At 71.4% G+C, this 25449-nt stretch carries 22 protein-coding genes; 14 read left to right on the plus strand and 8 right to left on the minus strand.

Annotated elements, in window-relative coordinates:
- Positions 1-9: 9 nt before the first annotated feature.
- Both ACS3YM_RS03495 and ACS3YM_RS03500 read right to left on the minus strand, forming a co-directional pair.
- Positions 10-1428: a hypothetical protein gene (locus tag ACS3YM_RS03495; RefSeq protein WP_439938688.1), complete on the minus strand. Its 1419-nt coding sequence runs from the start codon at positions 1426-1428 to the stop codon at positions 10-12.
- A gap of 64 nt (positions 1429-1492) precedes the next feature.
- Positions 1493-2191 (minus strand): isochorismatase family protein, encoded by a 699-nt coding sequence (locus ACS3YM_RS03500; protein WP_439938689.1) that lies wholly within the window; start codon positions 2189-2191, stop codon positions 1493-1495.
- Positions 2192-2303: 112 nt separating this feature from the next.
- On the opposite strand from ACS3YM_RS03500, the gene ACS3YM_RS03505 reads away from it, so the two are divergent.
- The 10 genes from ACS3YM_RS03505 to secA all read left to right on the plus strand — a co-directional run bounded on the left by ACS3YM_RS03505 (position 2304) and on the right by secA (position 15706).
- The gene (locus ACS3YM_RS03505; protein ID WP_439938690.1) at positions 2304-3398 is read left to right on the plus strand and encodes a DUF808 domain-containing protein; all 1095 of its coding nucleotides are present in this window, start codon (positions 2304-2306) and stop codon (positions 3396-3398) included.
- Positions 3399-3490: 92 nt separating this feature from the next.
- On the plus strand, positions 3491-4948 hold the full coding sequence (gene ahcY / locus ACS3YM_RS03510) for an adenosylhomocysteinase (RefSeq protein WP_439938691.1): 1458 nt from the start codon (positions 3491-3493) through the stop codon (positions 4946-4948).
- Between the two features lie 52 nt (positions 4949-5000).
- Entirely contained in the window at positions 5001-5705 is a 705-nt protein-coding gene (gene mtrA / locus ACS3YM_RS03515) for an MtrAB system response regulator MtrA (RefSeq protein WP_439938692.1), read from the plus strand.
- 22 nt (positions 5706-5727) lie between these two features.
- The gene (gene mtrB / locus ACS3YM_RS03520; RefSeq protein WP_439938693.1) at positions 5728-7329 is read left to right on the plus strand and encodes an MtrAB system histidine kinase MtrB; all 1602 of its coding nucleotides are present in this window, start codon (positions 5728-5730) and stop codon (positions 7327-7329) included.
- A complete protein-coding gene (locus tag ACS3YM_RS03525) occupies positions 7326-9062 on the plus strand; it encodes an LpqB family beta-propeller domain-containing protein (RefSeq protein WP_439938694.1) in 1737 nt (578 codons plus the stop codon). The genes mtrB and ACS3YM_RS03525 overlap by 4 nt, the downstream gene beginning before the upstream one ends.
- A gap of 68 nt (positions 9063-9130) precedes the next feature.
- A complete protein-coding gene (locus tag ACS3YM_RS03530; protein WP_439938695.1) occupies positions 9131-9856 on the plus strand; it encodes a ComF family protein in 726 nt (241 codons plus the stop codon).
- A gap of 397 nt (positions 9857-10253) precedes the next feature.
- Positions 10254-10883, plus strand: coding sequence for a ribosome hibernation-promoting factor, HPF/YfiA family (hpf, locus tag ACS3YM_RS03535; protein WP_439938696.1), 630 nt, complete (start codon positions 10254-10256; stop codon positions 10881-10883).
- A gap of 49 nt (positions 10884-10932) precedes the next feature.
- Positions 10933-11619: a response regulator gene (locus tag ACS3YM_RS03540; protein ID WP_439938697.1), complete on the plus strand. Its 687-nt coding sequence runs from the start codon at positions 10933-10935 to the stop codon at positions 11617-11619.
- 4 nt (positions 11620-11623) lie between these two features.
- Positions 11624-12841: a winged helix-turn-helix domain-containing protein gene (locus ACS3YM_RS03545; RefSeq protein ID WP_439938698.1), complete on the plus strand. Its 1218-nt coding sequence runs from the start codon at positions 11624-11626 to the stop codon at positions 12839-12841.
- Positions 12842-12865: 24 nt separating this feature from the next.
- Positions 12866-15706: a preprotein translocase subunit SecA gene (gene secA, locus ACS3YM_RS03550; protein ID WP_439939826.1), complete on the plus strand. Its 2841-nt coding sequence runs from the start codon at positions 12866-12868 to the stop codon at positions 15704-15706.
- Positions 15707-15712: 6 nt separating this feature from the next.
- On the opposite strand, the gene ACS3YM_RS03555 is transcribed toward secA, so the two are convergent.
- Both ACS3YM_RS03555 and ACS3YM_RS03560 read right to left on the minus strand, forming a co-directional pair.
- Positions 15713-16228 (minus strand): Rv3235 family protein, encoded by a 516-nt coding sequence (locus tag ACS3YM_RS03555; protein WP_439938699.1) that lies wholly within the window; start codon positions 16226-16228, stop codon positions 15713-15715.
- Position 16229: 1 nt separating this feature from the next.
- Positions 16230-16892: a LysM peptidoglycan-binding domain-containing protein gene (locus ACS3YM_RS03560; protein WP_439938700.1), complete on the minus strand. Its 663-nt coding sequence runs from the start codon at positions 16890-16892 to the stop codon at positions 16230-16232.
- Between the two features lie 136 nt (positions 16893-17028).
- Here ACS3YM_RS03560 and ACS3YM_RS03565 point away from each other — a divergent pair, with 136 nt between their 5' ends.
- Together ACS3YM_RS03565 and ACS3YM_RS03570 are read left to right on the plus strand one after the other, a co-directional pair.
- Positions 17029-18012: a hypothetical protein gene (locus tag ACS3YM_RS03565; protein ID WP_439938701.1), complete on the plus strand. Its 984-nt coding sequence runs from the start codon at positions 17029-17031 to the stop codon at positions 18010-18012.
- A 10-nt stretch (positions 18013-18022) separates the two neighbouring features.
- A complete protein-coding gene (locus tag ACS3YM_RS03570) occupies positions 18023-18562 on the plus strand; it encodes a hypothetical protein (protein ID WP_439938702.1) in 540 nt (179 codons plus the stop codon).
- 187 nt (positions 18563-18749) lie between these two features.
- Here the strand turns inward: ACS3YM_RS03570 and ACS3YM_RS03575 are convergent, their stop codons facing one another.
- Genes ACS3YM_RS03575 through ACS3YM_RS03590 form a run of 4 tightly spaced genes read right to left on the minus strand, consistent with a single transcriptional unit; the run spans position 18750 to position 22100 of the window.
- Positions 18750-19073 carry a sec-independent translocase gene (locus tag ACS3YM_RS03575; protein ID WP_439938703.1) on the minus strand — a complete coding sequence of 108 codons (324 nt, stop codon included), beginning with the start codon at positions 19071-19073 and terminating at the stop codon, positions 18750-18752.
- Between the two features lie 18 nt (positions 19074-19091).
- On the minus strand, positions 19092-20252 hold the full coding sequence (locus ACS3YM_RS03580) for an Mrp/NBP35 family ATP-binding protein (RefSeq protein ID WP_439938704.1): 1161 nt from the start codon (positions 20250-20252) through the stop codon (positions 19092-19094).
- A gap of 31 nt (positions 20253-20283) precedes the next feature.
- Positions 20284-20826: a DUF1003 domain-containing protein gene (locus ACS3YM_RS03585; protein ID WP_439938705.1), complete on the minus strand. Its 543-nt coding sequence runs from the start codon at positions 20824-20826 to the stop codon at positions 20284-20286.
- The gene (locus ACS3YM_RS03590) at positions 20823-22100 is read right to left on the minus strand and encodes a magnesium transporter MgtE N-terminal domain-containing protein (protein ID WP_439938706.1); all 1278 of its coding nucleotides are present in this window, start codon (positions 22098-22100) and stop codon (positions 20823-20825) included. Before ACS3YM_RS03590 ends, ACS3YM_RS03585 begins: the two co-directional genes overlap by 4 nt.
- Before the next feature lie 193 nt (positions 22101-22293).
- Between ACS3YM_RS03590 and ACS3YM_RS03595 the strand changes: the two genes are divergently transcribed.
- Both ACS3YM_RS03595 and ACS3YM_RS03600 read left to right on the plus strand, forming a co-directional pair.
- Positions 22294-24195 (plus strand): endonuclease/exonuclease/phosphatase family protein, encoded by a 1902-nt coding sequence (locus tag ACS3YM_RS03595; protein ID WP_439938707.1) that lies wholly within the window; start codon positions 22294-22296, stop codon positions 24193-24195.
- A 117-nt stretch (positions 24196-24312) separates the two neighbouring features.
- A complete protein-coding gene (locus tag ACS3YM_RS03600) occupies positions 24313-25434 on the plus strand; it encodes an endonuclease/exonuclease/phosphatase family protein (RefSeq protein WP_439938708.1) in 1122 nt (373 codons plus the stop codon).
- Positions 25435-25449 lie beyond the last annotated feature (15 nt).

A 25449-nucleotide genomic window follows, 5' to 3' on the forward strand; every position in this document is an offset into this window, starting at 1 on the left:
GGGGCGGGGTCATGGTCGTTCGGGTGGCTCGCCGAGGTCGCCGGCGTCGTCGAGGCGGGTGGTGCCGTGTCGGTCGCGGAGGTAACGGTGTCCGTGGGTGCTGGTCCACTCGAAGACCCCGGGCGCGATGACCCGGTAGGTCCAGGCGGTGAAGGTCTTGAGCCTGTGGTGGAACCGGCACAAGCAGGCGAGGTTCGAGGACGCAGTGGGACCGCGTTGGGGTCTGCCTTCGGCCTCGGCGTCGTGGTCGTACTCGACGACGTGGTCGACGTCAGCGCTCCGGGCGGGTCGGGTGCACCAGGGGAAGGTGCAGGTGCGGTCCCGGAGAGCGACCTGCTCCCTGATGGGCTTGGGGATGTCGTAGCCCGGCGCACGGAGCTCGGCGTTGAGGTCGATGACGGGCTTGATGGTGATCTTGGTGCGGGAGTCGGCGCACCAGGCCTGGACCTGGTCGAGCAGCAGGAGCTTCCGGCGTTCCTCGAGCCGCCCGGTGGGTCCGAAGATGGTCTGAACGCCCTCAACGCTTGCGTCGAAGTGGGCGTTCAGCACCACCTCGCGGGCGGCCGGGAGCCCGTCCTCACCGCGAGCTGAGGTGCTGGTCTTGGTCGGGCCTTGGCTGTGGAGGTCGAGCGCAGTCTGGGTGCGGGCCAGGTCGCCGAGCGCCCTTGCGCGGCGGACGTTGAGGGACTCGGTCGACCCCAGCGCCTTCTGCAGTGCGGCGCCGTGGGCCAGTGCACCGTCGAGGTCAAGGGCGTCCGCGATGTCGAGGTCGGCCTCGAAGTGCATGGTGCCGGCGTAGTGCACGTCCTGGTCGCTGAGGGTGGCGTGGCGCGGGTCCACCGAGAGGTAGCCGTCCTCCGGGTCGGCGGCCGGGTCCAGGGCGGTGAGGTCAAAGCGCTTGATCGTCTCCGCCACGAGCCGGTCGAGCTGCGCGGGCCCGATCTTCCCGGCCACGGCCGCGACCTGGGCGTCGACCCACCGTGCGGCATCCTTCGTGAGCGCGGGGGTGGTGTGGATGGTGGTCTCGGCGACCGAACGGGCCCGCCACGCCGGCACTGCACCGGTCTGCACCTGGCGCCACAGGCGGGGCAGGCGGTGGCGCAGCTCGAGGGCGTGGCCGATCAGCTTCTTCGCCGCCACCGACGACATCCCGAGCTCGGCGCCGAGCTCGGCGACGCAGAACTCCGCCACCAGCGGACAACCCTCCCCGGCGATGGGCTCCTCGTGCTCCGAACCCGGCAGCGTGAACGCGGCCGCGGAGTGGATCGACTCCGGCGGGTGCAGGTCGGCCCACCGGGCGGCGAGCTCGAGCTGACGTGCGGCCGCGGTGTTCTCGGCGTCGCGCTCGGCCCGGATCGAGGCGAGCAGGCCGGAGGCCGAGAGGTCGTCTTCGACCCTCTCGATCTCTTCTGCCAGCGCTTCGCTCATGCGTTCTATTGTAGGCGGTGGCACCGACAATGGCCCTACGTCGAGGGTCCAGGGATCGTCAAGATCAGGTCAGCGACGACCCGGCCCTGACGAGCCCCAGCACCTCCTCCGTCGACCGCACGTCGCCGTAGGAGCGGTAGACCACGTGGAGGGTTGCGTTGTGGTCCGCGTCGCGCCCGGCCGCGCAGGCATCGGCGACGAGGATGACCCGCAGACCGGCGCTGCTGGCGTCACGCACCGTGCCCTCGACGCAGACGTTGGTGACAGTGCCGCACACCAGGAGCGTGTCCACCCCACGCTCGGAGAGCCGGGCCGGGAGCTCGGACGAGCCGGGGAACCACGCGCTGCGAGCGGTCTTCTCCACCACGAGGTCGGTGGGTTCCACGTCGAGGCCGGGCGCCAGTCGGGTCGCCAGCGGCCCCTCCCCGCCCGACCTGGCATAGAGCTCGGCCACCTCGTCGCCGAGGAACTCCTGGTCCTTCGCCGTCGGTTCGCTGTAGCCGGGCACCACCCAGGCCACGGTGCCGCCGACCGGACGCAGGGCAGCCGCCAGTGTGTTGACCCGCGGCAGGATGCCCCGGACGTACGCCGACTCGCGCGCGAAGAACGGGACGACGTCGATCACCACCAGCGCCGTGCGCCGCGGGTCCAGGCTCTCGAAGGCGTGCCGCCGGCCCCGACGCGCCTCGTGCCGGGCGTACTCCCGCTCGTCGATGTGCCAGTCGTGGTCCGCCACGTCGGTCGGGTCAGGGGTGGCCGGCATCCGGCGAGGCTACTGCCGACCGACGGCGCCCGCGCAGGCGTACGACGGGGGTCGCGCCGATAGGCTGGCCCGGCCACACCCCACGTGTCCCACGACCCCGAAGGATCACCCCATGGCCGGCGGACTGTTCGCCCTCCTCGACGACGTCGCCGCCCTCGCCCGGATCGCGGCCGCGAGCGTGGACGACGTCGGCGCCGCCGCAGCACGGGCGAGCGCCAAGGCGGCGGGGGTGGTGGTCGACGACACGGCCGTGACGCCGCAGTACCTGCACGGCTCGGCCGCCGCGCGCGAGCTGCCGATCATCAAGAAGATCGCGATCGGGTCCCTCCGCAACAAGCTGCTCTTCATCCTGCCCGCGGCGGTGCTGCTCGGGCAGTTCCTGCCGCAGCTGCTGCCGGTGATCCTCATCTTCGGTGGCGCCTTCCTGGCCTACGAGGGCGCGCACAAGGTCCACGAGAAGCTCACCGGTCACGGGACCGAGGCCGACGCCGAGGTCTCCGAGGAGGGCGAGTTCACGCCCGAGCACGAGCAGCGGACCATCGCCAACGCGATCCGCACCGACTTCATCCTGAGCGCGGAGATCATGGTCATCGCGCTCAAGGAGGTCGTGGGCTCCGACCCCGACGCGAGCATCTGGATGCGCGCGATCGTCCTGGGAGTGGTGGCGGTCCTCATCACCGTCCTCGTCTACGGCGTCGTCGCGCTCATCGTGAAGATGGACGACGTCGGCCTGCACCTGGCCGAGAAGCCGTCGAAGGGGTCCCAGCGGCTCGGGCTCGCCCTCGTCTCCGCGATGCCGAAGCTGCTCGCGGCCATCTCGTTCATCGGCACGCTCGCCATGCTCTGGGTCGGCGGCCACATCTTCCTCGTCAGCCTCTACGAGATCGGTGGCCACGACGGGCTCCTCGAGGGCACCGGGCTCGGCGACGTCCTGCACGCGCCGTACGACCTGGTGCACCACTGGGAGGAGGACGTCCACCACGCCGTCGGCGGGTTCCTCGGCGGCCTCGCCGGATGGCTGCTCAACACGGTGCTGTCCGCGGTCGTCGGCCTGGTCGTCGGCGCCGTCGTCCTGGCCGTCCTGCGCGCTTTCGGGGTCGGTGCCGGCCACGGCTCGGACCACGGCTCGGAAGGCCCTGCGCACGGCGACGAGCACGGCGGGGAACACGGCGGGGAGGCCCCCGCCGAGGATTCTCCGAATCGCTGAGGGCGGTCCTACTCTCTTCTGGTCCGCGCGGGAGATCCCGACGATGCACAGATGTGCGGCGCAGACGGCTCGACCACACCAGGAGACAACTGATGGACTTCAAGGTCGCAGACCTCAGCCTGGCGGCTTACGGTCGCAAGGAGATCGAGCTCGCGGAGCACGAGATGCCCGGCCTCATGGCCATGCGCGAGCGCTACGGCAAGGACCAGCCGCTCAAGGGCGCGCGCATCGCGGGATCGCTGCACATGACGATCCAGACCGCCGTGCTGATCGAGACCCTCGCGGCTCTCGGCGCAGACATCCGCTGGGCCACCTGCAACATCTTCTCGACCCAGGACCACGCCGCTGCCGCGGTCGTCGTGGGCCCCCACGGCACCCCCGAGGACCCGCAGGGCGTCCCGGTCTTCGCCTGGAAGGGCGAGACCCTCGCTGAGTACTGGGACGAGGCGGAGAAGGTCTTCGACTTCGCTCCCGTGGACGGCGAGGTGGGCGGCCCCAACATGCTGCTCGACGACGGTGGCGACATCACCATGCTGCTGCACCTCGGCGTCGAGTACGAGAAGGCCGGCGCGGTGCCGTCGCAGGACTCCACGGACAACGAGGAGTTCAAGGAGGTGCTGCGCGTCCTGGCCCGCTCGCTCGAGGCCGACCCGCAGCGCTGGACCAAGCGCGCCCCGCTCGTCAAGGGCGTCTCGGAGGAGACCACCACCGGTGTCCTGCGCCTCTACGAGCGCTTCAAGGAGGGCACGCTCCTCTTCCCGGCGATCAACGTCAACGACTCGGTCACCAAGTCCAAGTTCGACAACAAGTACGGCTGCCGCCACTCGCTCGTGGACGGCATCAACCGCGCCACCGACGTGATGATCGGCGGCAAGGTCGCGGTCGTGTGCGGCTACGGCGACGTCGGCAAGGGCTCCGCGGAGTCACTGCGCGGCCAGGGTGCCCGCGTCATCGTCACCGAGATCGACCCCATCTGCGCGCTGCAGGCCGCGATGGACGGCTACGAGGTGCGTCGCCTCGAGTCGGTCGTCGAGACCGCCGACATCTTCATCACCACGACCGGCAACTTCAACATCATCACGGTCGAGCACTTCCACAAGATGAAGCACCAGGCGATCGTCGGCAACATCGGTCACTTCGACAACGAGATCAACATGGCCGGCCTGGCCAAGATCCCCGGCATCGTCAAGGACGAGATCAAGCCGCAGGTCCACCAGTGGATCTTCCCCGGCGAGGACGGCAAGCCCGGCAAGAAGGTCATCGTGCTGTCGGAGGGCCGCCTGCTCAACCTGGGCAACGCCACCGGCCACCCGTCGTTCGTCATGTCGAACTCCTTCACCAACCAGGTGCTCGCCCAGATCGAGCTCTTCGCCAAGGCCGACGACTACGAGCTGGGCGTGCACGTGCTGCCCAAGCACCTCGACGAGGAGGTCGCCCGCCTGCACCTGGACGCCCTCGGTGTCGAGCTGACCGAGCTCACCAAGGAGCAGGCCGCCTACCTCGGCGTCCCGATCGAGGGCCCGTACAAGTCGGACCACTACCGCTACTGAGCCGATCCGGCATAGCGCCACCCGGTCATGGCGCCAGCCCTAGACTGGCGCCATGACCGATCTTGCCGATCCGGCGCGCGGCAGCGTGCTCGTCGTCGACGACGACGCCTCCCTGGCGGAGATGCTCTCCATCGTCCTCCGCCAGGAGGGGTTCGACAGCCGCATCGTGGGCCGCGGGGACGTGGCCCTCGACGCGTTCCGTGACTACAAGCCCGACCTGGTCCTCCTCGACCTGATGCTGCCCGGCAAGGACGGCATCGACGTCTGCAAGGAGATCCGCGCCGAGTCCGGCGTGCCGATCGTGATGCTCACGGCCAAGGGCGACACCATCGACGTGGTGGTCGGACTCGAGTCCGGCGCCGACGACTACATCGTCAAGCCGTTCAAGCCCAAGGAGCTGGTCGCACGCGTCCGGGCACGCGTACGCCGCAACGACGTCGCCGTCGACGAGGGCCTCACCATCGGCGACGTGACCATCGACGTCGCCGGCCACGCGGTGACGCGCGGCGGCGAGCCGATCAACCTCACGCCGCTCGAGTTCGACCTCCTGGTCTGCCTGGCGCGCAAGCCCTGGCAGGTGTTCACCCGCGAGGTGCTCCTCGAGCAGGTCTGGGGCTACCGCCACAGCGCCGACACCCGGCTGGTCAACGTGCACGTGCAGCGCCTGCGCTCCAAGATCGAGCACGACCCGGAGAACCCCGAGGTCGTCGTGACGGTGCGTGGTGTCGGCTACAAGGCCGGCAACGGCAAGTCCTGAGTGGGTCCTGGGTGAGTCCTCGGTGAGCGTGCTCGACCGGCTGCCGCCGATCCTGCGCCGCGGCCCCGCCTTCTGGCGACGGTCGGTGCAGGCGCGCGTGGTGGTCAGCACGGTGCTGCTCTCCGCGGCAGTCGTCGGCATCGTCGGCGCCTTCCTGATCCAGCAGACGCGCGACGGCCTCATCGAGAACCGCGTCGACGCGGTCGTGCAGGAGGCCGAGGGTGAGACCGAGGCGGCCCGCGAGGCGCTCGCCGCGACGCAGCCCCTCGACGTCGACGTCTCGCGCCAGCAGCAGGACCTGATCGAGCCGATCATCCTCCGCGGCGCCACCCGTGGCTTCGCGGCCATCCTCTCGCCGCCGGTCGGGGAGGGCAGCCGGCTCGCCGACGGCGGCGCCAAGTTCACCCAGGGGCTCGACCTCGCCAGCGTCCCGGAGAAGCTCCAGGCACGGTTCGAGGAGCTGTCGCCCACCGCCTGGACGTACACCGACATCACGACCACCACCGAGATCTCCGGCCTCCCGGAGGGTCCGGGGATCGTGGTGGGCAGCCAGGTCCGGCTCCCGGCCGACGACAACACCTACACGCTCTACTACCTCTACTCGCTCGACGAGCAGGGCGAGACCCTCGCCCTGGTCTCGCGGGCGATGCTGGTCGCCGGTGTCCCGCTGGTGCTGCTCATCGCCGGCCTGACCTGGCTGGTCACCCGGCAGGTGGTGACCCCGATCCGGATGGCCCGGCGAGTGGCCGAACGGCTCGCCGCGGGCCAGCTGCAGGAGCGCCTGCGGGTGCGCGGGGAGGACGACCTCGCGCGCCTGGCGACGTCGTTCAACCAGATGGCCTCCAACCTGCAGAAGCAGATCCGCCAGCTCGAGGAGCTCAGCCGGCTGCAGCGCAGGTTCGTCTCGGACGTGTCCCACGAGCTGCGCACGCCGATCACGACCGTGCGGATGGCCAGCGACGTCATCCACGACGCCAAGCCGTTCCTCGACCCGGTCACCGGTCGTGCCGCCGAGCTGCTCCAGGTGGAGCTCGACCGCTTCGAGACCCTGCTGGCCGACCTGCTCGAGATCAGCCGCTTCGACGCCGGGGCTGCGGTGCTGGAGGCCGACGACGTCGACCTCGTCGACGTCGCCCACCGGGTCGCCGACATGACGTCGGCGCTCGCCGCGCAGCGCGACACCAGGGTCGTGGTCCACGACCCCGGCGTGCCGTGCGTCGCGGAAGCCGACGTACGCCGCGTGGAGCGGGTCGTGCGCAACCTGGTCACCAACGCGATCGACCACGCCGAGACGCGCGACGTGGAGATCTTCATCGGGGCCGACCGGCAGTCGGCGGCCATCGCCGTGCGCGACCACGGCGTCGGACTCGGGCCGGGGGAGTCCGCGATGGTCTTCAACCGCTTCTGGCGCGCCGACCCCGCTCGGGCCCGCACCAGCGGCGGCACCGGCCTCGGCCTGTCGATCTCGCTGGAGGACACCCACCTCCACGGCGGCTGGCTGCAGGCGTGGGGCCGTCCCGGGGAGGGCGCCCAGTTCCGGCTCACCCTGCCGCGGCACCTCGGCACGCAGCTGCGCCACTCGCCGCTGCCGCTGGTCCCCGACGACGCGCGGGAGACGGCATGAACCGCACTGCCACGACGTACCGCGCCCTCCTGCTGTGCGCGGCCGGCGCGCTGCTCGCCGGGTGCGTCCAGATGCCCAGCGAGGGGCCTGTCGAGGTGCCGCAGGTGTCCGCCGCCACCGACGACCTGCCCGGCTTCGCGTTCGACCCGCGACCGCCGCAGCCCGGGGAGTCGGCGTCCGACGTGGTGACGGGCTTCCTCGAGGCGATGCGGGCGACCCCGGTGCGTACGACGGTCGCGCGCCAGTACCTCTCGAGCGCGGCAGCCGACGAGTGGCAGCCCGAGCAGCAGATCATCACCTACTCCGAGATCGGCAGCTCCTCGGGCGGGACCGCCGTCCAGATCCCGATGACCGACGTCAACCTCTACGACGCGCGCGGCGCGTGGCAGCGCACGCAGAAGGCGCGCGTCCTCAGCCTGGGCCTGGTGCAGGAGGACGGCGAGTGGCGTATCGACGAGGTGCCCGACGCCCTCATCGTCCCGGACTCGTGGTTCGACGACACCTACGAGCGCGTGTCCCTGTACTTCTTCGACCCCACCACGCAGGTGCTGGTGCCCGAGCCGGTCTTCGTGCCGCGCGGTGACCCCTTCGCCTCCTCGCTGGTGCGCGGCCTGCTCATCGCGCCCAACGCCGAGTCCGAGCAGGTGGTCCGCTCCTACTTCCCCTCGGGCGCGACGCTGGGGCTGTCCGTGCCCATCACGTCGGGGATCGCGGAGGTGTCGCTCACCGGCGACCCGGGTGCGGTCGACCAGGAGACGGGCGAGCGGATGCTGGCCCAGCTCGTGTGGACGCTGCGACAGGACCCGCGGATCAACGCCGTCCGGCTGACCGTGGGGGAGCGTGCGATCAGCTTCCAGAGCGGCTCGCCGTTGGTGCCCCTCAGCGTCGGCACCTTCTACGACCCCAATGGCGTGGACGCGAGCGGTGACCTCTTCGCGCTGAGCGACGGACGCGTCGTCAGTGGTGACGTCGGTGCCTTCAAGCCGACGCTGGGCCCCTTGGGCCAGACCGACACCGGTGCCCGGTCCATCGGGGTCAGCATCCCGGGCACGCGCGTGGCCGCGGTCTCCGGTGACGGGACGCAGCTCTCCGTCGCCCCCACCGAGGCAGCCGGAGGGCAGGCGGTCACGGTGGTCGCGGGAGCGGTCGACCTGTCCGCCCCCAGCTGGGACGTCCGCGACCGCATCTGGGTGCTCGACCGCAACGGGGGCCGGGCGCGCGTCCTCGTCGTGCAGGACGGCGTCTCGTCCGCCGTCGACGTGCCCGGCGTCGGCGGCCGGACCGTCACCCGACTGCTCGTCTCCCGCGACGCGAGCCGTCTCGTGGCCGTGGTGCGCGGCCCCAGGACCGACCGGGTGGTGGCGCTGCGGATCCGCTACGACGAGGCCGGCGCGCTGCTCGGCTTCGGCGAGCCGCAGGTGCTGCCGCTGCCGGTCGAGGGGAGTCCGCGCATCCGCGACATCGGCTGGCGCTCGCCGACCACCGTGTCGGTGCTGAGCGTGGCCGACGACTTCTCCCAGGTCCGCACCGTGTCGGTGGACGGCGCGCCCGGCGAGATCGCCACCGGCGGCACCACCCGCCTGCGCTTCCGGACCCGCACCCTCGTCTCGGCGCCGGTGGAGGGATCCGACGTCTACGCCCTCGCCGGCCGCACGGTCATCGACCTGACCCACCCCGAGCGGTCGGTCCCCGACCTCGCGCGCGGGATCACCGGCCTCACCTTCGTGGGCTGAGCGACCGTCCGTCCACAGGGCGCCGGGCGCCGATGGCGCCGGTAGCCCGACGCTGGTGCGATGGCGGGGTGCTCGACGAGGCCCTCGACCTGTTCCTCGGCAGCCGGTGCGTGGGGTGCGACCGACCCGGCCGGATGCTCTGCCCTGCGTGCCGGTCGACGCTCTCGAGCCGGGCCGCCCCCGCCTGGCCGACCCCCGTCCCCGCCGGGCTGGTCCCGCCCTTCGCCACCGAGGCCTACGAGGGCGCGGTGCGTGCCCTCGTCGTCGGGCACAAGGACCGCGGCCAGTGGGGACACCGCCGGGTCCTCGGCGAGCTCCTCGCGGTGGCGGTGCGCGAGGCGGCCACCGGCCTGGACCCCGCCGTACCCCTCCTGCTGGTGCCGGTGCCGTCGCGCCCGGGCTCGGGCAGGCGGCGCGGCTACGAGGCCACGGCGGCGCTCGTGCGAGCCGCCGCGGCGAGGATCCGGGGCGAGCACCGGGTCGTGGTGGCACCCCTGGTCGTCTCGCGGGGAGCGGCCGACCAGGCCGGCCTCGACGCCGTCAGCCGTGCGGCCAACGTGCACCGGTCGATGCACTGCCCGTCCGCCGCGCTGGCCCGTGCGGCACGGCGCTGGCCGCGCGTCCACGTCGTCGTCTGCGACGACGTGGTGACGACCGGGGCCACCGCGCGGGAGGCCCAACGAGCCCTCGAGGCGGTCGGGCTGCCGCCCGTCGCGGTCGCCGCGGTGGCCGCCACCCGCAGGAGAGGACCGACAGGTGACCCCGCGGTTGGCCCGCGGCCTCCGAGGGGCTAGCGTCTTGTCATGGAGTCCGCCCGGGTCCGTGGTTGCGTCACGGAGAGGGCTGTGCGCGGCACCGAGAGGTGCCTCGTCCGGTCCCACCCGAGGCAAGCCGATGCCAGTCGCAGGCGAAACGGTCCACGTAAGTCCCCGGGCGCCGTGCTGGTCACCAGCACATGGTCCGTCGGACGATCACGGTGCGGCTTAGAAGTAAGTCCTGCCTCGCCGCCGACACCAGATGTGTCGGACGTCGGGAGAAGGCCAGTAGTGGCGGAGAAGCTGCGAACGTCTCAGCAGGCGATTGTGGGGTCGAAGACCAGGTCGGCCGGGCGGACTCCATCCCACCCTGCCCCGGCGGTCACCGCCCGGGCCCATGGAAGGTGCGGTCCGCTCGCTAGTTGAGGAGGTTCACATGGAGGTTGTGGTCACGGGACGGCACTGCGAGGTGTCCGATCGCTTCCGCGAACATGTCTCGGAGAAGCTCACCCGTCTGGAGAAGCACGATCACCGCATCATGCGGGTCCAGGTGGAGGTGGAGCTCGAGAAGAACCCTCGTCAGCACGACCGCTCGACCAAGGTCGAGCTCACGGCCTTCTCCAAGGGGCCGGTGATCCGCGCCGAGGCGGCAGCCGAGGACAAGATGGGCGCCCTCGACCTCGCCCTGGACAAGATGCAGGCACAGATGCGCCGGGCCGCCGACCGCCGTCGCGTCCACAAGGGCCGCAACGACCACGTCTCCGTCGGTGAGGCGCTCGCCGGGATGCCCGAGCGGGAGGACGTCGCCGCCGAGGACGACGGCGTCGTCGAGCGCAAGGTCGGTCCGATCACGGTGACCGGCGACGGACCGCTCGTGGTGCGGGAGAAGTCGCACCGCGCCACCCCCATGACGCTCGACCAGGCGCTCTACGAGATGGAGCTGGTCGGGCACGACTTCTACCTCTTCGTCGACAAGGAGAACGACCGCCCGGCGGTGGTCTACCGCCGCCGCGGCTACGACTACGGAGTGATCTCGCTGGAGGTCGACGGCGGCGTCACCCACTGACGCCGGTCGCCGCTGCCACTCGGTCACGCGCGCATGACATGATGCGCGCGTGACCGAGGCAACTGGCAATGGACATGGCACCGAACCCGTCCGCGTCCTGGTGGTCGACGACCAGGAGCTCTTCCGTCGTGGCCTGATCATGCTGCTCAGCGGGGACGCGGACATCGAGGTGGTCGGCGAGGCCGCCGACGGCGTCACCGCCACGGACCTCGCGGTCAAGACCGCGCCCGACGTGATCCTGCTCGACGTACGCATGCCGCGTCGCACGGGCGTCGAGGCCTGCCGCGGCATCAAGGAGGCGGTGCCGTCGGCCAAGATCATCATGCTGACGGTCTCCGACGAGGAGGCCGACCTCTACGACTCGGTCAAGAACGGCGCCTCGGGCTACCTGCTCAAGGACTCCTCGATCGAGGAGGTCGCGCAGGCGATCCGCGTCGTCAACGAGGGCCAGTCGCTCATCAGCCCCTCGATGGCGGTCAAGCTGATCGACGAGTTCAAGCAGATGGCCAAGCCCGAGCGCGAGCAGGGCCCGGCGCTGCGCCTGACCGAGCGTGAGCTCGAGGTCCTGCGGCTGGTGGCCAAGGGCCTCAACAACCGCGAGGTCGCCAAGGAGCTCTTCATCTCCGAGAACACGGTGAAGAACCACGTCCGCAACATCTTGGAGAAGCTCCAGCTCCACTCCCGCATGGAGGCCGTCATGTACGCCATGCGCGAGAAGCTCCTCGACCTCCCCTGACCGGGTGGACCAGCTCACCCAGCTCCAGGCCCGTCGCATCGCGCTGGCCGCGCAGGGCTTCACCGACCGGGCGCACGCGACCCCGTCGATGCGGACCTTCGACCGGACGCTGCAGCGCACGGGCGTCCTCCAGGTGGACTCGGTCAACGTCCTGCAGCGCGCCCACTACATGCCGCTCTACTCGCGGATGGGCCCCTACGACGTCGACCTCCTGCGCCGGGCCAGCGAGCGCCGGCCGCGTCGGGTGGTCGAGTACTGGGCGCATGTCCAGGCGCTGATGCCCGTGGAGCTGTGGCCGCTCATGCGGCACCGGATGGAGAAGTACCGCGGCGAGCGCGGCAAGTGGGGCTTCACGGCGGACGCCGACCTCGAGCCGCAGGTCCTTGCCGCGGTCCGCGACCGTGGCCCGGTGACGGCGCGCGACCTCGAGGAGGAGTTCAGCACCGGCCCGCGCACCAAGGAGCACTGGGGCTGGAACTGGTCGGAGTCGCGCAAGGTGCTCGACTACCTCTACCTCGTCGGCGACGTCGCGATCGCCGGGCGCACCAGCCAGTTCGAGGTGCTCTACGACGTCCCCGAGCGGGTGCTCCCGGCGACGGTCCTCGCCGCTCCGACCCCCACTCCCCAAGAAGCCGTCACCGAGCTCGTACGCCGTGCCGCCCGCTCCCACGGCGTCGCGAGCGCCACCTGCCTGGCGGACTACTACCGCCTCCGCCTCCAGCCGGCCGACGGCCGTCCGAGCGTGAAGGCTGCCGTCGACGAGCTGGTCGGGTCGGGTGAGCTGACCCCCGTGAAGGTGCAGGGCTGGAAGCGGCAGGCCTACCTCCACCGCGACGCCCGGTTGCCGCGACGCGTGGGCGCGCGCACCCTGCTGAGCCCGTTCGACCCGGTGGTGTGGGAGCGGGCGCGGGCCGAGGCGCTCTTCGACTTCTTCTACCGCATCGAGATCTACGTCCCTGCCGAGAAGCGGCTCCACGGTTACTACGTCCTCCCGTTCCTGCTGGGGGACCGGCTGGTGGCGCGCGTCGACCTCAAGGCCGACCGGGCCACCGGCTCGCTCCTCGTGCCGGGCGCCTTCGCCGAGCCGCACGCACCGGAGGAGACGGCCGAGGAGCTGGCCCTCGAGCTCCGCCGACTGGCCGGCTGGCTCGGCCTGGACGAGGTGGTCGTGGGCCGTCTCGGCGACCTGTCCGACGGATTGCGGGTCGCGTTGGGACGGTAGGTACAGTTACCACTCGTGCCTGCCATCATCGACAAGCTGCTCCGCATCGGCGAGGGCAAGATCCTTCGCGAGCTCGAAGCCATCGTCAAGGCGGTCAACGCCATCGAGGACGACTTCGTCAAGATGAGCGACGACGAGCTCCGCGGCATGACCGCCGAGTTCCGCGAGCGCCTCAGCGGCGGCGAGACCCTCGACGACATCATGCCGGAGGCCTTCGCGGTCGTCCGTGAGGCGAGCAAGCGCGTGCTCGGCATGCGCCCCTTCGACGTCCAGGTCATGGGCGCCGCTGCGCTCCACCTCGGCAACATCGCCGAGATGAAGACCGGCGAGGGCAAGACCCTCGTCGCGGTGCTTCCGTCCTACCTCAACGCCCTCGCGGGCAAGGGCGTGCACGTCGTCACGGTCAACGACTACCTCGCCAAGTTCCAGTCCGAGCAGATGGGCCGCGTGCACCACTTCCTCGGCCTCACGGTCGGCGTGATCCTGCCGTCGATGCGCCCGGCCGAGCGCCGCGAGGCCTACGCCTGCGACGTCACCTACGGCACCAACAACGAGCTCGGCTTCGACTACCTGCGCGACAACATGGCCGACTCGGTCGAGGAGTGCGTGCAGCGCGGCCACAACTTCGCCATCGTCGACGAGGTCGACTCGATCCTCATCGACGAGGCGCGGACCCCGCTGATCATCAGCGGCCCGACCCAGGACGAGGTCAAGTGGTACGCCGAGTTCTCCAAGATCGCGCGGTCGATGGTCCGTGACGTCGACTACGAGGTCGACGAGAAGAAGCGCACCATCTCCGTGCTCGAGCCGGGCATCACCCGCGTGGAGGACCACCTCGGCATCGACAACCTCTACGACTCGGTCAACACCCCGCTCATCTCGTTCCTCAACAACTCCATCAAGGCCAAGGAGCTGTTCCGCAACGACAAGGAGTACGTCGTCATGGACGGCGAGGTGCTCATCGTCGACGAGCACACCGGCCGCATCCTGTCCGGGCGCCGCTACAACGACGGCCTCCACCAGGCCATCGAGGCCAAGGAGGGCGTGACCGTCCGCGAGGAGTACCAGACCCTCGCCACGATCACCCTCCAGAACTACTTCCGCCTCTACGAGAAGCTTTCTGGCATGACCGGCACGGCCATGACCGAGGCCTCGGAGTTCGACAAGATCTACAAGCTCGGCGTGGTCCCGATCCCGACGAACCGGCCGATGCAGCGCATCGACAACGTCGACCTGGTCTACCGCACCGAGGAGGCCAAGTACGAGGCCGTCGCCGACGACATCGCCGAGCGCCACGACAAGGGCCAGCCGATCCTGATCGGCACCGTGTCGGTGGAGAAGTCGGAGTACCTCTCCAACCTGCTCAAGAAGCGCGGCATCCCGCACACCGTCCTCAACGCCAAGCAGCACGCCGACGAGGCCAAGGTCGTCGCCCTGGCGGGCCACAAGGGCTCGGTCACCGTCGCCACCAACATGGCCGGGCGCGGCACCGACATCATGCTCGGCGGCTCGGTCGACTTCCTGGCCGACCAGGAGCTGCGCAAGCAGGGCCTCGACCCGGTCGAGGACCCCGAGGCGTACGACGCCGCGTGGCCCGCCATGGTCGAGCGCATCAAGGCCCAGGTCGCGGCCGAGCACGACGAGGTCCGCGAGCTCGGCGGTCTCTACGTCGTCGGCACCGAGCGCCACGAGTCGCGCCGCATCGACAACCAGCTGCGCGGTCGCTCGGGCCGTCAGGGCGACCCGGGCGAGTCCCGGTTCTACCTCTCGCTGCAGGACGAGATGATGCGCCTGTTCAAGTCGGAGTGGGTCGACCGGATCCTCACCGTGCTCAAGGTCCCCGACGACGTGCCGATCGACGCCAAGCGTGTGAGCAACGCGATCGCCGGCGCGCAGGCCAACATCGAGTCGCAGAACTTCGAGTCCCGCAAGAACGTCCTCAAGTACGACGACGTCATGAGCCGCCAGCGCGAGGTGATCTACGCCGAGCGCCGCCGCGTGCTCGAGGGCGCCGACCTCGGCGAGCAGATCCGCGGCTTCATCGACGACGTCATCAGCGGCTACGTCCGCGGCGCCACCGAGGGCTACGCCGAGGACTGGGACCTCGACGGGCTCTTCACGGCGCTGGGCCAGCTCTACCCGATGGGGCTCACCAAGGACGGCGTCATCAAGGCCGCCGGGGGCCTCGAGGGGCTCAGCCGCGAGCGCCTCATCGAGGACCTGCAGAGGGATGTCCAGGAGGCCTACGACCGCCGCGAGGCCGAGATGGGCGAGGAGGTCCAGCGCGAGCTGGAGCGCCGCGTGGTCCTCTCGGTCCTCGACCGCAAGTGGCGCGAGCACCTCTACGAGATGGACTACCTGCGCGAGGGCATCTACCTCCGTGCCTACTCCCAGCGCGACCCGCTCGTGGAGTACCAGCGCGAGGGCTTCGACATGTTCGCCGCGATGATGGACGGCATCAAGGAGGAGTCGGTCGGCTTCCTCTTCAACCTCCAGGTCGAGGTTGAGGAGGAGCAGCCCGAGGAGGAGGTCGTGGCCGCAGCGCCGCAGGTCTCGGCCGCGACGCCGCAGATCGACTTCGCCCAGGCCGCCGCCCACGCGCCGGGCGCCGCCCAGCCGCAGCAGCACGCGCCCACGATCCGGGCCAAGGGCCTCGAGAAGCCGGCGCGTCCGCAGAACCTGTCCTACAGCGCCCCCTCCGAGGACGGCGAGGCCGAGGTGCACGCCGAGGCCGCAGCCTCCGACGACCCGTTCGCCGGTGTCGGTCGCAACTCGCTGTGCCCGTGCGGTTCGGGCCAGAAGTTCAAGCGCTGCCACGGCGCCCCCGGCGGGGCCTCGGGCCACACCACGCGTGCCGGCGGCTGAGGAGACTCAGCCCCAGACGAGGGCCACGCACTGCCAGCGGTCCCGCACGATCTCGAAGCGTGCGGCGACCGCGCGGGAGCGACGGCCGTAACGCACGTGGGCGCTGGCCTCGACGGCGTCGGTGCGGACCATCGCGGTCCGCACCCCCACCACGACAGGGCGTGTCGGATTGGCGACCCGGGCCTGGCCCGGCGCCAGTCCGGCGGCCGCGGTGACCGTGCGGGCCCGCCCGGCCAGGTCGTCGTACACCTCCGGGACGGTGTGCCGCAGCAGCTGCGCCACCGGCCGGTCGCCGGCCGCGATCTCGACCACGGCCTGCAGGTAGCGCCCCACGAACGCGTCGACCCGGCCGCGGGCGGCCCGCTCGACCGCCACCAGGTCGTTGGTGTGGGCGCTGCGCAGGCGAGGTCGTGGGGGAGCGGTGCGCGGCGTGAGGTCGAGGGCCAGGCTTCCCTGCACGCTCGCCATCGGTGCCGGGGGCCTCAGGGGGATGACCTCGGCGTGGATGTCCGGTGTGCTCATCTCAGTCTCCGTCCTGCTCGTGTCGGTCGTGGTCGGTGCGGTCCGGCAGGCGCAGCGCCTGGCCGGGGAGGATGAGGTCGGGGTCGTCGCCGACGAGGTCGCGGTTGGCCTGCCAGATCGCCCGCCAGCGGCGCTCCACCGAACCCGAACCCGTTGCCCCGGGATGCGCTCGCGCGATCGACCACAGCGAGTCGCCGGGGCGTACGACGTAGGTGTCGGGCGCCTCGGGCCCGGCGGTCGTGCCCAGGACGGGGCGGTGCTGGCGGGGCGGGGCCGGGGCGACGGCGCGATCGGGCAGCGCCAGGCCGATGAGGAGCTCGCGACCCTCGCCCCCCGACGCCGTCGCGGGGAGGGCGGTGCCGGCCACCACCGCGACGCCGCACGCGACCAGCACCAGCCGGCGGGTCGCCCCACCGCCTGCGCGGACCTTCCCGGTCAGCAGCCCGGCCACCGTGGCCGTGGTGACGATCCACAGCCACGCCAGCGCGACGGTCAGGGCCGTGGCGCACCCGGCGACGAGCAGGTCGGCGACCGCGTCCGGTCCGGCCCCGGCCCCCGCCGACCGCCAGGCGTCGGGCAGTGAGGACGCAGCGAGGAGCGCGGCGCCCGACACGGCCAGCCAGACCGCGAGCGGGCGGCTGGTGGTGCGAGATCCCCGAGACACGGTCGCGATCCTTTCGTTTGCGTGCGTTTGCATCATTCAACGAAGGTTTGGTGGTCGTGTCAAAGGTTTCTCCACAGCCTGTCGCGCAACCGGTGCCGGTCCTCGTGCGTCTCCCCGACGAAGGGGGTGCCCATCGATGCCCAGCAAGTCGCACCAGGCCCGGTTGACCGTGGGCGTCGTGGCGCTCGGCGCGACCGTCGCCCTGCAGGCGTGCGGGAGCCCCGACCCGCCAGAGCCTGTCCCCGCGACGTGGCAGGCCCAGCCGGGCCTCCCCGTCGAGGTCGACGGGGAGCTGTGGGTCGGCGGCGAACAGGTCCCCGGGGAGTGGTGGGGCGTCCAGGGCCGTGGCACCCGGTGGATCGGTGTCCACTTCGACCGCACCTGGTGGTGGGGCAACGACGCGCAGCCGCGGCGGATGGAGGGTGAGGTCGACCAGGGACCGGCCATCTCGACGAGCGGCCGCTACCTCGCGTACGTTGTGGGCAGCGGCCACGAGTGGACCCTGGTCGCGGTCGACGCGCTGGAGGGCGCCGCCCTCGGCACGCTCGGGCTGCCGCGCCAGCGGATGAGCCCGTCGCCCCGCGCGATGGCGGTGACCGACGACGGGCTCGTCGTCGTGGGAGGGCCACGCTTCCAGTGGCTGTGGCGCCCGCTGGTCGACGGCACGACCGTCGACCTCGCCAGGACCGCCCCGGGCCAGGCCGTCGTCGGCGGCACGGACGCCGGCCTGGTCGTCAACGAGGGTGGGTACGACCGCACGGACGGCGCGCAGGGCGCCCCGTACCTCGCGCGGATCGCCGAGGACGGCACGCTGCGGCGCCTCGTCCCGGTGCCGACCCACGACGCACTTGCGGCCGGCGAGGAGTGGCTGGCCTACGCGCTGCCGGGCACGCTCGGCGGGGAGGCCCTGGGGCCCGACGAGCTGCAGGTGCAGCGCCTGGACGGCTCGGCCACGGGCGTGGTCGTCGCGCCGGAGGGATGGCGGTTCAACCCCTCGGACATGCAGTGGGAGACCGCCGACGAGCTGCTCGTGGTGCTGGTGTCCGCGGACGGCGACGAGGCGCTGGCCCGCTGCCGACCGGACCAGAAGACGTGCGCACTGGTCGACCTGCCTGACTAGGCTCGCGGACATGTCCTGGGAGCACGAGCTGTTCGCGCTGTTCGACGACCTCGAAGGCCAGGCATCGGCGCTGTGGGAGGCCGACCGAGAGGCCGAGCTCGCCGACCGGGCCCGCAGCGAGTACGCCGCCGTCACCCTCGCGGGCCGGCTCATGGCCTCGCGCGGGCAGGACGTGGTGCTCGACCTCCCGCACGTGGGTCGCGTCGAGGGCCGGCTGGATCGTGTGGGGTCGGGCTGGTGCCTGGTCAGCGGGCGGGGCCAGGACTGGATCGTGCCGCTGCGCGCGGTCGCCGGCGTCCACGGTGCGAGCGACCGTGCCGTGCCCGAGGTGGCGTGGTCACCCGTCGACCGGCTGGGGCTGGGGGCAGCGCTGCGCCGGCTGGCGGACGCGGAGGTCCGCTGCCTGCTGCACCTCGTCGACGGCACCCGCCACGAGGCGTACCTCGTGCGTGTCGGCGCCGACTTCGTGGAGTGTCGCGCGGGCGGGGGAGGGGACAGCCTCCTGGTGCCCTATGACGGCCTCGTCGCGGTCCAGAGCCGCGACGCCTGAGCTCTGCGCGCTGCGCCGGCCGGAGCTGGTCCCTGCCCTCCGGATGAACATCCACTCCAACGAGTGGAAGTTCAGCCTGGGACTCGCCGTTCCACGCTCAGGCCGCCATGAAGTTCCACTCGCTCGAGTGGAACTTCATCCAGAGGCGCTCCAGGAGTGTCGCGACGCCTGAGCGGCTGGGTGACGGCTAGGTCGCCTCGACGTCGTAGGGCGGCACCTGGCCGGGCTCGAGCGTGACCTTGGCAGCCGCCTGCTCCCGGTCGACCTCGGCCATCGCCTCGGTGATGTGCTTGCGCACGATCGTGCGGGGGTCGAGGTCGCGGAGCTGGAGGTCGGCGTAGTCCGGACCGAGCTCGTTGCGCAGCTCGTCGCGGGCGTTGTGGGCGAGCCCGCGGGCCCGGTGGAGCAGCTGCGCGGCCTGGCGGGCGAGGTCGGGCAGCCGGTCGGGCCCCAGAACGATGACGGCCACGAGGGCGATCACGGCCAGCTCGAGGAGCCCGACGTCGAACATGGGTCAGAACCTAGCTGGTCAGAACTTGTTCGAGGGCGTCAGCCCGAGCTGCATGCCGGCGAGTCCGCGGCCACGGCCCGACAAGGTCTCGGCGACCAGGGTCAGCTCGCGGGCGGCCGGGGCGGTCGGGTCGGCCTCGACGATCGGCTTGCCGACGTCACCGCCCTCGCGCAGTGAGATGTCCAGGGGGATCCGGGCGAGCACCGGCACGTCGTAGCCGAAGCGCTCCGACAGCGTCGCGGCGACGCGGTCGCCGCCGCCGCTGCCGAAGACCTCGAGCCGGTGGTCGTCCTCGGCCGGGCAGTGGGGGCAGGGGAGGTAGCTCATGTTCTCGACCACGCCCACGACCCGCTGGTGCATCATCGAGGCCATCGTCCCGGCGCGCTCGGCCACCTCGGCCGCAGCCTCCTGCGGGGTCGTGACGACCACGACCTCGGCGCTGGGCAGGTGCTGGCCGAGCGAGATCGCCACGTCGCCGGTGCCCGGGGGGAGGTCGAGGAGCAGCGCGTCGAGGTCGCCCCAGTAGACGTCGGCGAGCATCTGGACCAGCGCCCGGTCGAGCATCGGTCCGCGCCACGCGACGACCTGGTCGCGACGCGGCTTGAGCATGCCGATCGAGATCACCGAGACGCCGCTCGGGGTGGGCACCGGCATGATCAGGTCGTCGACCTGGGTGGGCCGCGTGTCGGCGACACCCAGCATCGCGGGGACGGAGTGGCCGTAGATGTCGGCGTCCACGATGCCGACCTTGAGGCCCTGGGCGGCCATCGAGAGGGCGAGGTTGACCGTGACCGACGACTTGCCCACGCCGCCCTTGCCGCTGGCGATCGCGTAGACCTTGGTGAGCGACCCCGGCTGGCCGAAGGGGATCTCCCGCTGGGCCCGGCCGTCGCTGAGGATCTCCTTGAGGCCGGCGCGCTGCTCGGGCGTCATCACGCCGAGGCTGAGGTCGACCGACGCCACTCCCGGCACGGCCGAGACGGCGGCGGTGACGTCGCGGTTGATCGTGTCCTTGAGCGGGCAGCCGGCGACGGTGAGCAGCACGTGGACCGCGACCGACCCGTCCTCGGCGACCTGGACCGAGTCCACCATCCCCAGGTCCGTGATCGGGCGCTTGATCTCCGGGTCGTTGACGGTCGCCAGCGCGTCCATCACCTGCTGCTGCGTGGGGGTGCTCATGATGCGCCAGTCTACGAGCCGCCCCGTGGCGTCACGGTCCCGGCCGGGAAACCTGGTCAGGGGGCGTCTGCTGGTCGTGCGCCACCGAGGGCCGCGAGAGCTCCTCGATGTCGCCGAGCAGGCCGCGCAGCTCCGAGCGGAGGAAGTCGCGGGTGGCGACCTCGCCGACCGACATCCGCAGCGAGGCGACCTCGCGGGCGAGGAACTCCATGTCGGCGTGGGCGCGCGCGTTGGCCTGCCGGTCCTGCTCGGCGACGACCTTGTCGCGCTGCTCCTGGCGGTTCTGCGCGAGCAGGATCAGCGGGGCGGCGTACGACGCCTGGAGGCTCAGCATCAGCGTCAGGAAGATGAAGGGGAAGTCGTCGAAGCGCAGGTCCGAGGGAGCCAGGACGTTCCAGCAGATCCACGCGGCGACGAACATCGTCATCCAGAGCAGGAACTTCGCGGTGCCCATGTAGCGGGCGAACGACTCGGCGAAGACGCCGAACGCGTCGGCGTCGACACTCGGGCGCCGCACGATCTGGCGCCGGGTGTCGCGGGGCGTGTCGAGCCGGGGCCGGCGGTTGTCGCTCATCGCGAGCCCCCGGACCTGCCCGTGATGGGCCCGGGCCGCGGCGCCCGGTCACGCCAGCCCTCGGGCAGCATGTGGTCGAGCAGGTCGTCGACGGTGACGGCGCCGAGCAGGCGGCCCTCGTCGTCCACCACTGGTGCCGCCACCAGGTTGTAGGTCGCCAGGTGGGCGGCCACCTCGTCCATCGAGGAGTCGGGTCGCAGCGGGTCCATCGAGTCGTCGAGGGCCGCCGCGACCAGCGTCGAGGGCGGCTCGCGGAGCAGGCGCTGGATGTGCGCGGCGCCCAGGAGCTTGCCCGTGGGCGTCTCGAGGGGCTGGCGGCAGACGTAGACGAGCGCGGCCAGCGCGGGCGTGAGCTCGGGGTTGCGGACGTGGGCGAGCGCGTCGGCGATCGTCGCGTCGGGGGAGAGGATCACCGGCTCGGGCGTCATCATCGCGCCGGCCGTGTCGTCCTCGTAGGACATGAGGCGACGCACGTCCTCTGCCTCGTCGGGCTCCATCAGCCCGAGCAGCGTCGCCGCGGTCTCGGGGTTGAGGTCGGCGATGAGGTCGGCGGCGTCGTCGGCCGACATCTCCTCGAGGACGTCGGCGGCGCGCTCGGAGTCGAGGTGCTCGAGGATCTCGACCTGGTCCTCCTCCGGCAGCTCCTCGAGCACGTCGGCGAGGCGCTCGTCGTCCAGGGCGGCCACCACCGCCGTACGTCGCTCCGGCGGCAGGTCGTGGATCATGTTGGCCGCGTCGGCGGGACGCATGTCGTTGAGCGCGGCGATCAGGTGGGTGGCGCCCTGCGAAGGCTCGTGCTTCGTCAGGCCGGAGACGTCGCGCCACTCGACCACGTGGGTCTGGCCCTTGCGGCGGAACCCCTTGCTCGGCTCCTGGACGGCCACCCGGGAGAGCACCCAGTCGCGGTTGCGGGCCTGCTCCATCGCGACGTCGTAGACCACGCCGGTCACGCCCGAGTCCTTGATGGTCACGGTGCGGTCGAGCATCTGGCCCATCACCAGCGTCTCGGTCGAGCGCTGCTCGAACCGGCGCATGTTGAGCAGGCCCGTGGTGTGCACCTGGCCGCTGTCGATGTTGGTGATGCGCGTCATCGGCACGAAGATCCGGCGTCGTCCGAAGACCTCCGCGACCATGCCGAGGACCCGCGGCTGGCTCGTCTCGGTGCGTAGCGCGACGACCAGGTCGCGCACCTTGGCCACCTGGTCGCCCTGGGGGTCGAAGATCGGCAGCCCGACGAGCCGGGCCACGAAGACGCGGGTCGGGGTGGTGCTCACGTCGGCAACGTTAGCGTGCGCGAGCGGGCCGGGGGCCCCGACGCGCTCCCCGGGTCGTAGGGGGGTGGTTGGTGTACCCTTGAGCCGCACTAGTCACTTCTGTCACATCGAACGGGGTCACCGCGCTGGCGCGCGGGCGGGTCCGTTCGGGCCACGAAGACGCCACTTCCCCGACGACTGTGAGGCCGCAGCCATGTCCGTCAAGTCCGTCAGCGCGCGCCCGATGGTGCGCCTCGGTGCCGTCGCCGCGGCCCTCGCCGTCGCCGCCACCCTCGCGAGCGCGCAGTCGTCCACCTCCTCGACCCGCACGCCCACGGCCGCCCGGGCGATGAACGCCGCGGCGTCGACGGTCGTCCAGACGACGCCGGCCACCTTCTTCCGGCCGGCCACGTTCAACGTGCTGGGCGCCGACCACACCGCGCCCGGCGGCAACCGCAAGGGCTGGGAGTCCGGGGTCGTCCGCATGGACCGCGTCGTCTCGCTCGTGGGCCAGGAGGACGTGGACGTCGTCGGCTTCCAGGAGTTCCAGCCGCCGCAGGCGCAGCGGTTCCAGGAGCTGACGGGCACCTCGTGGCAGACCTACCCCGGCCTCAACAACCCCGCCGGCCCGTCGGTGAACTCCATCGGGTGGCGCACCGACACGTGGCAGCTCCTCGAGGCCCGCACCATCCCGATCCCCTACTTCGACGGGGTCCCCAGCCGGATGCCCGCCGTCCTGCTCGGCAACATCGAGACCGGCCGGCGCGTGTGGTTCTTCAACACCCACAACCCGGCCGACACCCGCGGACCCGCGCAGCAGTGGCGCGACGCCGGCTTCGCGATGGAGGTCGCGCTGGCCAACGAGCTGCGCGCCAACTACCCCGACGCGCCGTTCATCTCCTTCGGTGACAAGAACGAGCGTGACCGCTACTACTGCGCCGTCGCGCCCGGGGCGGACATGTGGTCCGCCAGTGGGGGATACGTGGACGGCACCACGTGCCAGCCGCCGAGCGGTGGGGCGATCGACTGGATCATGGGCACCAAGCAGGTCTACTTCAACAGCTACAAGCGGCTGTGGAACGACTTCGTGTCGAAGACCAGCGACCACCCGCTCTACTCCGCCAACGCGGTGATCCCCGCCTCCGCCCCCACCGGCGTCGAGCACGTGGTCGTCGTCGCGGTCCCCGGCCTCACGTCCACGATCGCGCGCAAGCTCGGCTCGGGCCTCGGTGAGCTCGACCGGATGGCCACGGCCGGCGCCTCGACGCGCAACGCCCGCACCCAGACCGAGAGCACCGGCCCTGACGCCAACCTGTTCTCCCTGCTGACCGGGCGTCGCGTCTACCCCAAGGCCGGCGGCCACGGCGTCGGCTCCAAGCGGAGCCTGCCCACGAGCGTGCACCAGTCCGCCGGTCAGTACGTGTCCGGTGTCTACGACCTCGTCCACAACCTGTCGAAGCGCACCACCTTCGTCGCCAGCCGCCCGCAGGCGCGCCTGGTCCAGCAGAGCTGGAACAAGAAGTCCGGCGGCAAGGACCCCTACGGCAAGGACGACGGCACCGCCAAGCTCGACCGGGCCAAGGTGAAGCGCGACGACGCAGCGGCCGTGTCGTGGTGGAAGGACAACATCGCGAAGAAGGCGAGCCACCTGAGCGTGATCGAGCTCTCCGGCGTGCTGACGGCCGGCACCGAGGACGGGTTCACCGGCCCCGAGTACCAGCGCGCCGTGAAGAAGGCCGCGCGCCGCGTGGCCGTCATCCGTCGCGCCATCCACAGCCAGCCCGAGATGCAGGGCACCACGTTGCTCGTGGTCACCGGCACCGGCGGTGCGCAGAAGGCCCAGGGGTCGTCGGCGAAGTGGAAGGAGAGCTACCGCGTGCCGATGTGGGTCACCGGCCCCGGCGTGCCTGCGGCCAGCGACCTCTACGGCCTCAACCCCTCGCTCGTCTCGCCCGGCAAGGACCAGGTGGGCTACTCCGGCGCGCAGCCGATCCGGGTGGGCGACCTGGCCAACCTGGTGACGCGCACCCTCGGCCTGCCGCCGGTACCGGGCTCGACGATGGATCCCGAGCAGCGCTTCCAGGTCTTCGACCCCCTCTCGATCCCGGGAAGCTGAGCGCTCGAAGGTTGGTGCCGGGCGGCGGGGGACGGCTAGGCTGACCTCCCTCGAGCCACCCGCGCGCGCTCTTCCGGCGCCGCGGTGACGCAGGCTCACGTCCCGCAGAAGGTGGTCGTGTCGCACAGGAAGCTTCCCCGCAGCGCTCGCGAGCCGCGGGGACCCCGTGTGGGGGCGCTCGCGCCGGTCGTGGCCATCGCCTTCGTCGTCCTGGTCGCCTGGTTCTCCTCCTGGGCCTTCTCGGTGCCCGGGGGATCCGGCACGGGCTCGGCCGACGAGCCTCCGGCCGCGACGCCGTCGCAGACCGCAGACGGGTCCGACGACGCTGGTGCGGAGAGCGGGGGCGGTACGAGGAAGCAGGACACGGAGACGTCCGAGCAGGCCGACGACAGCGAGGACGCCGCTCTCGAGGCATCCGTACGCCGCTTCCGCCAGTCGCAGCGCCGGCTGGCCGCGCGCGTCTCGCAGCAGCTCGAGCGCCGCAGCGCCCCGATGGTGTTCCGGGTCGCCTCCTTCAACGTCCTCGGTGACTCGCACACCGGACCCGGTGGCAACAAGGTCGGCTTCCCGGACGGCAGCGCGCGGATGGACATGGCCATCGCGACGCTGCGCAACAACGGCATCGACGTCGTCGGCTTCCAGGAGTTCGAGCAGAGCCAGTTCGCCATGTTCTCCGCCCGGGCCGGTGAGTACTCGCTCTACCCGGGCATGGGGCTGGGCAACAAGTCGGTGCGCTTCAACATCGCCTGGCGCTCGAGCATGTGGCGCATGGTGGACGCGCACACGCTCTCGATCCCGTACGCCGGCGGCAGCCGGATCGCCATGCCCGTGGTGCTCCTCGAGTCCACGACCAACGGCCGCCGCGCGTGGTTCGCCAACTTCCACAACCCGGCCGACACCCCCAACCTGGGCAACAACGCCAGGTGGCGCGCCGAGGCTGCGGGCATCGAGATCTCCCACCTCAGCTCGCTGCACGCCCAGGACGGCCTCCCCGTGATCGTGACGGGCGACTTCAACGAGCGCGACGAGATCTTCTGCCGGTTCACCGCCGGCGGCGTCTTCAGTGCGGCAGCCGGGGGCAGCTCGGGCGCCGGGTGTGCCCCGCCGCCCAGCATGCAGGTGGACTGGATCTTCGGGTCCAGCGGCGTGGCCTTCGACGGTTACAGCGTGACCGACACGGGTCGGGCCTCCGACCATGCCATGGTCCACGCGCAGGCCACGCTGACCGAGGTCGAGTGAGCCCCGGACCGCTCG

Source organism: Nocardioides sp. N13(2025) (assembly GCF_051912545.1).
In the GTDB taxonomy this organism is placed as follows: Bacteria; Actinomycetota; Actinomycetes; order Propionibacteriales; family Nocardioidaceae; genus Nocardioides.